Raw genomic sequence first — 12630 nt, 5'->3', positions numbered from 1 at the left:
AGACAGGAAGGAAAAACTTTCTCTCACTATACCTAGATTCTATTGGGTATGCAAAAGGTCATTCCTTCGTTTTTATCTCACAAAATCATGTTTTGTAAACACGTCGATTTTATCTGAAAATGAACGGAGCGCTTGGTAATCAACTTCCACGCCCATTCCTGGGGAGCGGGGCACCTCAATAAACCCATTTTCAACTTTAATTTCAGGAAAAATGATATCCTGCTCCCAATATTTTGACGAAGCTGAAATATCACCGGGAATTGTAAATTGAGGAAGCGAAGCAAGTGCCACGTTCTGCGCTCGGGAAATACCTGTTTCAATCATTCCCCCGCACCATAACGGAATTTGATGCTCCTTACTGAACGTATGAATTTTAAGAGCCTCTGTCAGTCCACCAACTCGTGAAGGCTTTACATTAATGATTTGACAACTGCCAAGCTCTACAGCTTTTCTGGCATCATCTAAAGAACAAATACTTTCATCTAAACAAATCGGCGTTTTTAAATGCTTTTGCAAATGGCGGTGGTCCACAATATCATCTGCAGCTAAAGGCTGTTCAATCATTAATAAACGAATATCGTCGAGCTGCTTGAGTTTGCTAATATCTTTTAATTCATAAGCAGAATTTGCATCTGCCATTAATGGCAGCTCAGGAAAAGACTCTCTTATCTTTTGCAGCAGTCCAATATCTTGTCCCGGTTTAATTTTCACCTTCACCCGCTGATAGCCTTGGTCAACAAATTGCTGAATTTGCTGAAGCATATCGTCAATAGGGCCTAACCCCGCCACAACACCAGATGGTATTCTATCTTTTGTGCCGCCTAATACATCGCGTAAAGACTTATTCTCACGCTTCGCATAAATATCCCAAACAGCTGCTTCAATGCCTGCTTTCGCCATCCTATTGCCTTTAAATTGATACAGACTGTCAGGTATTTCTGAAGGATGTGTAAAGGTGCGCGTCAGCACGTTCGGAATAAAGAAAGCCCTCAGCATATGATAGCAAGTCTCAATTGTTTCTTCTGTATACCACGGAGAAGAAAAGGCAGATACCTCTCCCCATCCAGTCAATCCGGTTTGATCTTTTACTTCAACAATAATAAACTCACGCTCTGAAATGGTTCCAAGACTTGTTGTAAATGGCTGTTTAAGCTTCATCGTGACATGATATAAAATCACTCGTTCAATTTGAATCATCTAAAAACCCCTTTGATTTGAGTCTGTGCCTTTGCAATTTATTCGACGCATTTCTAGGCAGCTCGTCCACAAAGTGAAAAGCGGCGGGCCATTTATATTTGGCTAAATGCGACTCACATAAAGCATAGAGCTCATTCTCCGGTATTTTATCATCTGTTACAAGAAAAGCAGCAGGCACCTCTCCCCATCTATCATCATACATACCCGTTACTCCGGCTTCCTTTACATGCGGATGTGTTAAAAGAACCGCTTCAATTTCCGCAGGATAAATATTTTCTCCGCCAGAAATAATTAAATCTGAACGACGGTCAAGCACAAATAAGAACCCTTCCTCATCCACATAGCCAATATCACCCGTTCTCAGCCAGCCCTCATCAAAGGCAGCCGCGGTCGCTTCTTCACGGTAAAGGTATCCTTTCATCACATTTGCACCCTTCACCATAATTTCGCCATGCTCAAAAGGACGGCAAATGCGATCACCATCTTGAATTTTCAGCTCACACCCAAAAAGAGGTTTTCCCGATGAACCAAGTTTCTCTACACTAAATTCGGGGGCAAGGGTCACAATTTGTGAACAGGTTTCCGTCATACCGTACGATTGAAAGACAGGAAAGCCCTTCTCTTTGCTTTCTTGGAGCATCACATAAGGCGCAGGCCCTCCGCCTAATAAAAGACAGCGCAAAGAAGATGGACATTCTTCCAGTCTGCTTAATAAACGAGATAACATCGTCTGAACAACAGAAATCATCGTCACGCGATGCCGTTCAATAGAATCCTTTACTTCGTCAACATCAAACTTCTGATGAAGCACGACTGTCATCCCATATATCACAGACTTAAATAACGCGGATAAGCCGCTAATATGAAAAAGAGGCAGGGAAATGAGCCAGCGGTCATCCTCTCTGAGACCCAGATTCAGTGCAGAGGAAATTGCACTATGAAAATGATTGCCAAACGTTTGCTCTACCCCTTTTGGACGTCCTGTTGTCCCAGATGTATACATGATGGTCGCTGTTTCATTCAAATCAAATTCACTCTCGATCTTCTTGTCATGGCCTTGCCCTGGTTCAGGTAAAGTTTCCATTGTATAAACGGGTAAATCACCCTCATGGTCGCTTGCATAACTAGATTCTGTTAATAAAGCCGCTGCTTTTGCATCTTCTAGCTGATAGCGTCTTTCAGCCTTTGTCAGCTTGTTGTTCAATAGCACGATTTTTAACCCTAATAAAAAACAGGCATGAACAATCATCACCATGTGAGGATGATTGTTCATCAAAAGCGCAACCGTTTCCCCTTTTTTCAATGATGCCTGTGCAAGTCTATTTGAAAGCTCGTCCACTTCTTGAGCCAATTCGTGAAATGTCCACTCTTTCTCTTGGTATATGAGTGCGACTCGATCTGGCGTTAAATAGGCACGGTGCAGCAGCCAATTAGGTTGCTTCATCATGACACCTCCTTTTCGTAAAAGAAAACAGCTTAGTCTGATGCACTAAGCTGTTTTCATTGATATCATTGAATCAAGGGAAACGCGGGAACTGACCGAAGTCCGGCTTGCGTTTTTCCTTAAAGGAATCGCGTCCTTCTTTTGCTTCATCTGTTGTGTAATAAAGAAGAGTCGCATCTCCTGCAAATTGCTGAATTCCAGCTAATCCATCTGTATCTGCGTTAAATGCAGCCTTCAAGAATCGTAAAGCAGTCGGGCTCTTTTCTAGCATCTCCTCACACCACTTCACCGTTTCCTCTTCAAGCTGATCTAATGGTACTACTGTGTTAACAAGTCCCATATCAAGCGCTTCTTGTGCATTATATTGACGGCATAAGTACCAAATTTCTCTTGCTTTCTTATGACCAACTATACGTGCAAGATAGCCTGAACCATAACCAGCATCAAAGCTGCCTACTTTTGGACCTGTTTGTCCAAAAATCGCATTATCTGCTGCAATCGTCAGATCACACACAACGTGAAGAACGTGTCCTCCGCCAATCGCATAACCTGCCACCATTGCGATAACTGGTTTTGGTATGACACGAATCAAACGCTGTAAGTCTAATACATTTAGACGTGGAATTTGATCGTCACCTACATAACCGCCATGGCCGCGAACTTTTTGGTCTCCACCAGAACAGAATGCTTTTCCGCCAGCACCTGCAAGTACGATCACACCAACTTCTGAATTATCACGAGCTCGTGAAAATGCATCAATCAATTCACTAACAGTCTTTGGCGTAAACGCGTTATGTACGTGTGGACGATTAATCGTAATCTTTGCGATTCCATTGTACGTTTCATATAAAATTTCGTCATACAGACGCTCAGTTTGCCATTCAATAGCCATCAATATTTCCTCCTCTAATCTTGCGCTAAAATAAACTCACTTACTATTTTACCAAAAAAATGTGGTTGTTCCACATGAACTGTATGCCCAGCATGCTCAGCCAATATAAATTGACTTCCTTTCAGCTCTTGCTGCATACGTTTCCCGATATGGCAGAACTTTTCATCAAGCGTTCCGCAAATGAACAATACAGGCAAATGAATATGCTTTAATGCCTTCCAAACAGACGGCTGTGAACCTGTACCAATTCCTTCTAAGCTGCGAGCCAGCCCAAGAGGATTGGCCTTCAGTCTTCCCTCTCTCAGCTCAGTCTGCCTTTCGGCTGATAAAGTTTTCTGCGAAGCAAACAAAGGAATGCTTTCCCAAAAATCCACAAACTTCACTAAGCCCTCATATCTGATTTTTTGAGCGAGCTGATGATCATGCTTCAGTCTTGCCATCCGCTCTTTAAAAGTGCGTAGCCCTGGAGACGTACTCTCAAGGATCAATTTATTGACACGATCTGGGTAACGAGCAGCAAATGATAAAGCAATACGTCCTCCCATAGAATATCCGAGAATATTCACTTTGTGAAGCTTTAATTGGTTTAAAATCTCTGCAAGATCTGCCAGCTGCTGAGACATTGCATATCTTCTCACACTTTCTGGCGAGTCCGTACGCCCATGTCCAAGCAAGCTGACCTGAATCAGTCTTGTATTCTCCAAATAAGCATTCAAGAACGTCCAAGACGCTGCACTTCCAGTGAAGCCGTGTAAGCATAGTGTGGCATTTGCTGCCGAAGGGTTCTGGTCAACCACTTCGTACGCTACCCCATCACGCATTCTTATAATGAGAGAAGGCATTCTTTTTTCACTTCTTCCAATATGTCATCCATCATTTGACGATGCTTGTCTACACGGGAATGACGATCAGTTTCAATTTCAATTAAATGAAGCCCAGGTTCATCGATATGTGCCATATACACATCATGTAACTCTTGTTTCGTTGCCGGTTTCGAATAGGTTCCCCCATATAACTTCGATGCATACTCAAAATTCAGTCCTGTCGGCGTACCGAAGAGCTTCTCATAATACGGTTCATCAGATGCCTGCGGAAGGAAAGAAAAGATACCTCCCCCATCATTGTTTATCAAAACAACTGTCAGCGGAATGTCCATCAGTTTAGCTGCAAGCAGACCGTTCATATCATGGTAAAATGATAAATCTCCAATGACTAAAGTAACTGGCTGCTTTACAGCTGCATATGTGCCAAGTGCTGTGGATACAACGCCGTCAATGCCATTTGCTCCGCGATTCGCCATCATTCGAAAAGGTTTGGACTGAGTTTCAAAAAATGTATCAACATCACGAATTGGCATACTATTTCCGATAAAAAGGACACTCTCCTTTGGCAAGAGGTGCTGAAGCTGACGGTACACATTCCCCTCGAAGGACAAATCCTCATCTGAATAGCGGGCTGCATGCGTTCTAAATGAAGAATTAGCATTCTGCCAGCGGTTTAAGAAACTTGTCTCCTCACATTTTTCTGCTTGATTTAATGCCGCTTCTACAAAAGCAGAGACAGTACTTTCAATGACGTATGAAGCACTTAACCCAGGATCACGTAAGCCTCCGGCAGCATCTACAACAATCTGCTGCACTTCCGCATGTTTTTCCAGCCACTTGAATAAGGGCTTAGACACAGGCATCGGGCCAAAACGAATGATCATATCCGGCAATAGATGCTGCTGCAATGCTTCATCTTTCAATAAAGAATCATAAGCGTCGATAATTAGCTCTTTATTCTCATGCCCGTTGCGCAAAAGAGAAAGCGGGTCAGCTAAAATAGGTAAATGCAGGGCTTTTGAAAGGCGTAAAACTGCCTCTTTTTCTTCCTGTGTATGAAGTTCACCAGCCACAATCATTCCCTTTTTGGATTGGTTCAAGGCGGTCACGATTTCAGACATCACTCGATCATTTGGGAAAGCCTGACCTGATGCTAATACCTTTTTCGTGTCTGATTCTTCTCGCGCGAAAGGATCAATAGACAGATCAGGAAGCAATGGTTCTCTCAGAGGCACATTGACCTGAACAGGCCCCTTTGGCTCCTGCATCGACATGTGATTTGCTCTCGCAGCTGCCGTCTGAACATAACGAAGCATCATTTGACTTTCCTCTGGCAACGCTAAGTCTGTGAACCATTTAACAAACTTACCGAATAAGAATTGCTGATCAATCGCTTGAGGTGCCCCAACTTCTCTCAATTCGTGCGGCCGATCAGCAGTTAAAACAATAAGAGGTACACGAGAATAATGCGCCTCTACAATGGCTGGGTAAAAGTTAGCAGCTGCTGTACCTGATGTACAAATAAGCAGCACTGGCGATTGACTTGCTTTTGCAAGACCAAGCGCATAAAAAGCAGCAGACCGTTCGTCCACTAAAACATGGACATGGATGTCTTGATGAGCAAGGGCCAGCATCGCAAGCGGAGTTGAACGAGAACCAGGACAGACAACTGCCTCTTTCACACCACCTTGGACGAATTCATCCATCAATCTGCCTATATATGTTGTCATGATGTGATTATTCAATAGGATGACCTCCAAGAGCAGACAGCATTGGTCTTAACTTCACTTGTGTTTCCTCATACTCCTGCTTTGCAAGGGAATCCTCTACAATTCCGCAGCCAGCAAACAAACGAACACGGTCTTCCTCAATGAGACCTGACCGAATGGCTACAGCAAATTCTCCATTATCCTGAGAATCAATCCAGCCTACCGGCGCTGCATACCAGCCGCGCTTAAGCGGTTCGAGTTCACGAATCACTTCTACCGCCTTTTCCTTCGGATATCCGCCTAATGCCGGCGTCGGATGAAGCTGCTCAATTAATGAAAAGAGGGAACAGCTGCTTTTGATTTCTCCCACAATTGGTGTAAACAAATGCTGAATGTTTTTTGTTTTATAAAGACTTGGTTGATTTGGTTTATGCACATGAAGGCAATTCGCTTCAAATGCTTGCTCAATCATATTGACGACAATTTGATGTTCAATCAAATTCTTCTCATCATGCAGCAGTTCCTCGCCTAATGCGTGATCCTCCGCTTCATCTTTTCCGCGAACAATGGAACCTGCTAAACAGGATGAAAAGACCTCTCCGCCGCTTTTTTTCACTAAGCGTTCCGGCGTTGCTCCGACAAATGCTTGTCTTCCCTGTTCAACCGCAAATACATAACTCGTTGTTTGATGCTTTAATAATTCTGCTAATAGTGGAGCAAGTTCAATTTGATTTTTATAGTGAAGCAAGACTTCTCTTGCTAAAACAACCTTTTCATATTCGTTTGCACGAATGTGGTCTGTCGCTTCTTGGATCGCCTTCATCCATTCCTTCACATCGAGCTCTTCCATATGAACAAGTTCAGCTTGTCCACCAGTCCGTACTGGCAATGTCTCGAAACGAGAGGCCTTTTGTTCTAATTCTTGAATAAGCTGATGAACATTCCCGTCCACCTGTTTCCACTCATTGATCGTAAGAAAACTGCCTTCTTTTGAGACAGTCAGCATGATCGATGGCACAAAAAAATGAGCCTCGCCAAATGCTTCCCAATGACGCGCCTTCTCTTCATACGGATCAAACGAGAATCCTCCAAATAAAAGCGGACCAACAGCCGCTTGCTTTAACTCCTTCTCATCATGAAAATGGAACATGTGCTGCTTTAGCTGTTCCCATTCTTGATGGACTATATCGAATCGTTCCTTGCCTTGCTCAGATGATTTAATGACGGCCGCTCTGCCAAGTCCAGAAAATATCATTTGGCTTTCTGGATCAGACCAAAAAAACCGCTCGCCTAAAAAATCCGCTTCACCGCTTTGGAAAAAGGCAAGAGGATCCAGATCGTCAACTCTTCTGGAGTAGCTTATCAAAACAGCATGGTTGACGTTATTCGCTTCTTCTAATGTCGCAAGCGCTTCCTGCCGGAAAGTACTTTGCACTGTTGTCACCATGATACATTCCTCCAAAATCCATGAAATAACATAAAAAAATAAAACCATAATGAAAAAATACATGAACATTCGAATATGTCGAATGACCTGCTTTTCTATTATAAACCTTAACAGATGAACTTAGTAAAGAAAACAGCTTTTAAAACCTCGAATCCTTATTATATCACGCTTTCAAGATTTTTTCGCTCCTGCTTATTGAAACGAGAACATCTAAGGTAAAATGGCAGGACCTGTTCTAAAATCAAGCTTTCCTTCGATATGGCAACGATTAGCAAACATCTTTTTCCCGTTTCATCGCATCAATATATTGACACCTTTTTGAACTTTGCTAAACTGGAATTTGGACGTGTACGTATTTTTTTATTTAAAGGAGTATATTTTATGCAGCATCAATCGATATCAGATCAGCTTTCACCAATTAAGCCTGATAAAAACTGGCGAATTTGGTGGAATTTACTACGACCGCATACACTAACAGCGGCATTTATTCCCGTTACTTTAGGAACTGTTTTAGCACTTCCAAGTGGTCAAATACATGTTGGGCTATTTTTAGCCATGCTGTTTGCATCTATGTTTATCCAAATCGCAACAAACATGTTTAATGAGTACTTTGATTATGTTCGCGGGTTGGACAACGAGAAATCTGTCGGCATCGGCGGAGCCATTGTAAGAAACGGTGTGAAGCCAAAGACAGTCCTCAGCCTCGCTTATGCTCTATTTGCGCTTTCTTTATTACTTGGGGTATATATTTGCATGATGTCTAGCTGGTGGATTGCACTAATAGGACTTATTTGTATGGCAGCAGGTTATTTCTATACTGGCGGCCCTGTACCAATTGCATATACACCGTTTGGAGAACTTGTTTCAGGTGCTTTTATGGGATTAGGAATCATCCTGATTAGTTTCTATATCCAAACAGGCACACTGACGTCTAAAGCTGTTCTCGTCTCACTACCAATTTCTATTTTAGTTGGTGCCATCTTACTGTCGAACAATATCCGTGATTTAGACGGGGATAAGGAAAATGGACGAAGAACACTTGCCATTCTTGCTGGACGTAAAGCTGCAGTGAACATTTTACTTTCCATGTTTTTGGTATCATATGTGCTCATTTTTGTTTATATCTTCACAGATATCGTCGGTGCTTGGAGTCTTCTTGTTTTACTCAGTGTGCCAAAAGCCTATACAGCCATTAAAGAGTTTAAACAAAAAGAAAAACCGATTGAATTAATGAATGCCATGAAATCTACAGCTCAAACCAATACATTTTTTGGTTTTCTGCTGACGATCGCTTTAATCTTACAATACTATACCGCTTAACTAAGAACGCCTGCAGCCGCAGGCGTTTTTTTAATAAGGAATTGCTTCAAATTGGAACTAGTCTTACATATAAAATTGCTCATACTAACAATATGTTTGATATGAAAGGATGATCGCTTTGTTGTCTAAAGACGAATTACATCATTTGAAACAGCGCCTTCTCGACGAAAAGAAAGAACTTGAAGCCAAAAGCCATGACGATGAACAGAAAGTATCCTTTCCTTACGATTCGGTCGGTGAATTGTCTGCCTATGATAACCACCCGGGTGATCAAGGGACAGAGCTATTCGAGCGTGGGAAAGATATTGCTTTAAACAGTTTGGAACATGAACATATGTTAGACATCAATGAAGCACTTCAAGCCATTGCAGACGGCTCTTACGGTCTGTGCAAGGTCTGTAAAGCCCCTATTCCAAAGGAACGCTTAGAAGCCTTGCCCACTGCCGTCACATGCACAGAGCATTCAAAAGAACAGACCGTTTCACAAAACCGTCCAATTGAAGAGGATTTATTAAGTCCGCCAGCGGGACAATTTGAAAATGAAGAAAGTGCTGCGTACGATGGAGAGGATGCCTACCAAGACGTAGAACGCTATGGAAACTCTGATACCCCGTCTGATATGGAATTCCCTCCTCTGACATACGATGATGTGTATACACAATCAGAAGATGAAGATTATGTGGAGGACTACGAAGGATTCGCAGCTGCTGATATTGAAGGAAAAGCCAGCAAGGTGTATCCGAACAAAGCACACGAGGCCTATGAAGATGCATTAGACGAAGAAGGTGTCATGACGGTATTTGGTGACTTGAAACCGTACGAGGAAGAACCTTATACAGAAGAAAATCATTAGTCCCCTCATATTGGGGGCTTTATGTTTATATCATGTAATTATTGGGAAATCACTTTAAGAGTGAATTTGATTGGAGGAGATTCTTGATGGCTAGAAAAAGTATCATTTGGGCGATTGTCGTCTTCTTTATTACATACGCACTATTCTCTATTGCCGGATTCTTGTTCCCCATTGACAGAGAATGGTATGACGCATTGAATAAACCAGAATGGACGCCTGGTGGCGGTGTGATTGGTGCTGTATGGGCTGTCTTATTTGCGCTCATCTCATTGTCCGCAGCGATCATTTATGGAAGGTATGGATTTCAAAAAATTACTTTACCATTTTGGATTCTTTTCCTTTTAAATTATGTATTCAATCAAGCCTTTAGCTTTTTTCAATTTACACAAAAGGATTTGTTTGTGGCTACGATCGACTGCCTGCTCGTCGCACTGACAGCACTCGCACTTGTCATCGTATCGCGTAAACTAAGCAAAGTCGTTCCAATTTTACTGATTCCTTATGTCTTATGGGGCTTCTTTGCGACATACTTGTCTTATACGATCTATTCCATGAATATGTAAAAAAAGACCGCCATGATAGCGGTCTTTTGTTTTGAAGAAAATAAAAAAGAGATCTTTGACAAGATCTCTTTTAAAAATGACCCGTACGGGATTCGAACCCGTGTTACCGCCGTGAAAGGGCGGTGTCTTAACCGCTTGACCAACGGGCCAGAACAATGGCGGAGAAGGAGGGATTTGAACCCTCGCGCCGCTTGCGCGACCTACACCCTTAGCAGGGGCGCCTCTTCAGCCACTTGAGTACTTCTCCATTTGGCTCCGCAGGTAGGACTCGAACCTACGACCGATCGGTTAACAGCCGATAGCTCTACCACTGAGCTACTGCGGAAGATCATGGTGGGCCTGAGTGGACTCGAACCACCGACCTCACGCTTATCAGGCGTGCGCTCTAACCAGCTGAGCTACAGGCCCATGAACAGATATACAAATGGAGCGGGTGATGGGAATCGAACCCACGACATCAGCTTGGAAGGCTGAGGTTTTACCACTAAACTACACCCGCAAAAATATGTATGGGGCGATTGATGGGAATCGAACCCACGAGTGCCAGAGCCACAATCTGGTGCGTTAACCACTTCGCCACAACCGCCATACTATGAATATTTTTTTATAAAAGTGGCTCGGGACGGAATCGAACCGCCGACACACGGATTTTCAGTCCGTTGCTCTACCAACTGAGCTACCGAGCCAAGTATTCTTTTGAAAAATGGCGGTCCGGACGGGACTCGAACCCGCGACCTCCTGCGTGACAGGCAGGCATTCTAACCAACTGAACTACCGGACCATTTTGGTTGCGGGGGCAGGATTTGAACCTGCGACCTTCGGGTTATGAGCCCGACGAGCTACCGAACTGCTCCACCCCGCGATGATATGGGTTTTAAAAAATATGGCGGAGGAAGAGGGATTCGAACCCCCGCGGGCTTTGACACCCCTGTCGGTTTTCAAGACCGATCCCTTCAGCCGGACTTGGGTATTCCTCCGTATAGATGGTGGACCTTGTAGGACTCGAACCTACGACCGGACGGTTATGAGCCGTCTGCTCTAACCAACTGAGCTAAAGGTCCTTTATAGCGGCGGAGGGGATCGAACCCCCGACCTCACGGGTATGAACCGTACGCTCTAGCCAGCTGAGCTACACCGCCATGATCAAAATAAACTTTTATAAAGTGGAGCCTAGCGGGATCGAACCGCTGACCTCCTGCGTGCAAGGCAGGCGCTCTCCCAGCTGAGCTAAGGCCCCATAAAAGATGGTCGGGAAGACAGGATTCGAACCTGCGACCCCTTGGTCCCAAACCAAGTGCTCTACCAAGCTGAGCTACTTCCCGATCTTAATGGCGCGCCCGAGAGGAGTCGAACCCCTAACCTTTTGATCCGTAGTCAAACGCTCTATCCAATTGAGCTACGGGCGCTTATTTATAATGCCGAGGGCCGGACTTGAACCGGCACGGTAGTCACCTACCGCAGGATTTTAAGTCCTGTGTGTCTGCCAATTCCACCACCCCGGCGTGGATGGTATAAGCGGAAGACGGGATTCGAACCCGCGACCCCCACCTTGGCAAGGTGGTGTTCTACCACTGAACTACTTCCGCATTACAGGATTTCTTTATTTTATTTGGCAATGCGGGTGAAGGGACTTGAACCCCCACGTCATAAAGACACTAGATCCTAAGTCTAGCGCGTCTGCCAATTCCGCCACACCCGCATGAAACATGGTGAGCCATGAAGGACTCGAACCTTCGACCCTCTGATTAAAAGTCAGATGCTCTACCAACTGAGCTAATGGCTCGCTTTTAAAGCGACTTGTCTATCTTACCATATGAAAGTGGTGCCGGCAAGAGGACTTGAACCCCCAACCTACTGATTACAAGTCAGTTGCTCTACCAGTTGAGCTACACCGGCTTTATCTATCCTAACATTATGTAAGAATAAATATGGTGGAGGATGACGGGCTCGAACCGCCGACCCTCTGCTTGTAAGGCAGATGCTCTCCCAGCTGAGCTAATCCTCCACTATGTAGGAATCTCTCGATCCGACAAAGATTATTATATACAGGTTTTAATCATTTGTAAAGGCTATATTAAAAAAATTTTATTTCAATTTTCATTGCCTATTTCTTTTAACAAATGATCGCCATATCACCTATTCATACAGCTGCTGTTCAACGTTCAGCAGCTGAACTCTCTTCTCTATATTCTCTTTAAAAACGTTCAATTCCTTCAGAAATATTAGCAGTCTCTCATTTTTATACTTTAATGATATAGGTATCTCTTTAGACGTAAAGCATTTATAGAAATCGAATAGGCTTACACCTCTTCGATTTAAATTAAAGATATATGGAGTGCCCCTATATAAGCTCATACTCTGTCTCTCTATTATTTTTTATT

General features: G+C 43.5%; 9 protein-coding genes and 21 tRNA genes. 3 read left to right on the top strand and 27 right to left on the bottom strand.

Annotation, left to right across the window (positions count from 1 at the left end; all coding sequences use genetic code 11):
• Positions 1-72: 72 nt before the first annotated feature.
• The 6 genes from menC to MHI60_RS12425 all read right to left on the bottom strand — a co-directional run bounded on the left by menC (position 73) and on the right by MHI60_RS12425 (position 7513).
• Positions 73-1197: an o-succinylbenzoate synthase gene (gene menC / locus MHI60_RS12450; protein WP_095409361.1), complete on the bottom strand. Its 1125-nt coding sequence runs from the start codon at positions 1195-1197 to the stop codon at positions 73-75.
• Positions 1184-2644 (bottom strand): o-succinylbenzoate--CoA ligase, encoded by a 1461-nt coding sequence (locus tag MHI60_RS12445; protein ID WP_144471474.1) that lies wholly within the window; start codon positions 2642-2644, stop codon positions 1184-1186. Before MHI60_RS12445 ends, menC begins: the two co-directional genes overlap by 14 nt.
• Positions 2645-2714: 70 nt before the next feature.
• Positions 2715-3533 carry a 1,4-dihydroxy-2-naphthoyl-CoA synthase gene (gene menB / locus MHI60_RS12440; protein WP_144471476.1) on the bottom strand — a complete coding sequence of 273 codons (819 nt, stop codon included), beginning with the start codon at positions 3531-3533 and terminating at the stop codon, positions 2715-2717.
• 14 nt (positions 3534-3547) lie between these two features.
• Complete coding sequence (menH, locus tag MHI60_RS12435) at positions 3548-4375, bottom strand: 2-succinyl-6-hydroxy-2,4-cyclohexadiene-1-carboxylate synthase (protein WP_095409363.1); 828 nt, start codon at positions 4373-4375, stop codon at positions 3548-3550.
• The gene (gene menD / locus MHI60_RS12430; RefSeq protein WP_144471478.1) at positions 4357-6102 is read right to left on the bottom strand and encodes a 2-succinyl-5-enolpyruvyl-6-hydroxy-3-cyclohexene-1-carboxylic-acid synthase; all 1746 of its coding nucleotides are present in this window, start codon (positions 6100-6102) and stop codon (positions 4357-4359) included. Before menD ends, menH begins: the two co-directional genes overlap by 19 nt.
• Entirely contained in the window at positions 6095-7513 is a 1419-nt protein-coding gene (locus MHI60_RS12425; RefSeq protein ID WP_144485022.1) for an isochorismate synthase, read from the bottom strand. The genes menD and MHI60_RS12425 overlap by 8 nt, the downstream gene beginning before the upstream one ends.
• A gap of 381 nt (positions 7514-7894) precedes the next feature.
• On the opposite strand from MHI60_RS12425, the gene MHI60_RS12420 reads away from it, so the two are divergent.
• The 3 genes from MHI60_RS12420 (at position 7895) to MHI60_RS12410 (ending at position 10249) form a co-directional block, all read left to right on the top strand.
• Positions 7895-8833 (top strand): 1,4-dihydroxy-2-naphthoate polyprenyltransferase, encoded by a 939-nt coding sequence (locus MHI60_RS12420; RefSeq protein ID WP_144471484.1) that lies wholly within the window; start codon positions 7895-7897, stop codon positions 8831-8833.
• 118 nt (positions 8834-8951) lie between these two features.
• On the top strand, positions 8952-9686 hold the full coding sequence (locus MHI60_RS12415; RefSeq protein ID WP_048239181.1) for a TraR/DksA C4-type zinc finger protein: 735 nt from the start codon (positions 8952-8954) through the stop codon (positions 9684-9686).
• Between the two features lie 86 nt (positions 9687-9772).
• Positions 9773-10249, top strand: coding sequence for a tryptophan-rich sensory protein (locus MHI60_RS12410; protein WP_144485024.1), 477 nt, complete (start codon positions 9773-9775; stop codon positions 10247-10249).
• Between the two features lie 77 nt (positions 10250-10326).
• Here MHI60_RS12410 and MHI60_RS12405 read toward each other — a convergent pair.
• From MHI60_RS12405 to MHI60_RS12305, 21 genes are all read right to left on the bottom strand, one after another.
• Positions 10327-10398, bottom strand: a tRNA-Glu gene (locus tag MHI60_RS12405).
• 7 nt (positions 10399-10405) lie between these two features.
• Positions 10406-10496: transfer RNA gene (locus tag MHI60_RS12400), tRNA-Ser, on the bottom strand.
• A gap of 3 nt (positions 10497-10499) precedes the next feature.
• A tRNA-Asn gene (locus MHI60_RS12395) sits at positions 10500-10574 on the bottom strand.
• Positions 10575-10580: 6 nt separating this feature from the next.
• Positions 10581-10657: transfer RNA gene (locus MHI60_RS12390), tRNA-Ile, on the bottom strand.
• Between the two features lie 17 nt (positions 10658-10674).
• Positions 10675-10748: transfer RNA gene (locus MHI60_RS12385), tRNA-Gly, on the bottom strand.
• A gap of 11 nt (positions 10749-10759) precedes the next feature.
• Positions 10760-10835: transfer RNA gene (locus MHI60_RS12380), tRNA-His, on the bottom strand.
• A gap of 27 nt (positions 10836-10862) precedes the next feature.
• Positions 10863-10935, bottom strand: a tRNA-Phe gene (locus MHI60_RS12375).
• 18 nt (positions 10936-10953) lie between these two features.
• Positions 10954-11030, bottom strand: a tRNA-Asp gene (locus tag MHI60_RS12370).
• Positions 11031-11034: 4 nt separating this feature from the next.
• Positions 11035-11111, bottom strand: a tRNA-Met gene (locus tag MHI60_RS12365).
• 22 nt (positions 11112-11133) lie between these two features.
• Positions 11134-11226, bottom strand: a tRNA-Ser gene (locus tag MHI60_RS12360).
• Positions 11227-11233: 7 nt separating this feature from the next.
• Positions 11234-11310: transfer RNA gene (locus MHI60_RS12355), tRNA-Ile, on the bottom strand.
• A 4-nt stretch (positions 11311-11314) separates the two neighbouring features.
• Positions 11315-11388, bottom strand: a tRNA-Met gene (locus MHI60_RS12350).
• A 25-nt stretch (positions 11389-11413) separates the two neighbouring features.
• Positions 11414-11486, bottom strand: a tRNA-Ala gene (locus tag MHI60_RS12345).
• Positions 11487-11494: 8 nt separating this feature from the next.
• Positions 11495-11571: transfer RNA gene (locus tag MHI60_RS12340), tRNA-Pro, on the bottom strand.
• Between the two features lie 7 nt (positions 11572-11578).
• Positions 11579-11655 (bottom strand) — tRNA-Arg (locus MHI60_RS12335).
• A 10-nt stretch (positions 11656-11665) separates the two neighbouring features.
• Positions 11666-11751: transfer RNA gene (locus MHI60_RS12330), tRNA-Leu, on the bottom strand.
• Between the two features lie 12 nt (positions 11752-11763).
• Positions 11764-11835 (bottom strand) — tRNA-Gly (locus tag MHI60_RS12325).
• Between the two features lie 30 nt (positions 11836-11865).
• Positions 11866-11948 (bottom strand) — tRNA-Leu (locus tag MHI60_RS12320).
• Between the two features lie 8 nt (positions 11949-11956).
• Positions 11957-12032: transfer RNA gene (locus MHI60_RS12315), tRNA-Lys, on the bottom strand.
• Positions 12033-12069: 37 nt separating this feature from the next.
• Positions 12070-12145: transfer RNA gene (locus tag MHI60_RS12310), tRNA-Thr, on the bottom strand.
• Between the two features lie 33 nt (positions 12146-12178).
• A tRNA-Val gene (locus tag MHI60_RS12305) sits at positions 12179-12254 on the bottom strand.
• Positions 12255-12630 lie beyond the last annotated feature (376 nt).

Origin of the sequence: Bacillus sp. FSL K6-3200 (genome assembly GCF_038630485.1) — a bacterium.
GTDB classification, from domain to species: Bacteria; Bacillota; Bacilli; order Bacillales; family Bacillaceae; genus Bacillus; species Bacillus safensis.
This window is presented reverse-complemented; position numbering and strand designations above follow the sequence as displayed.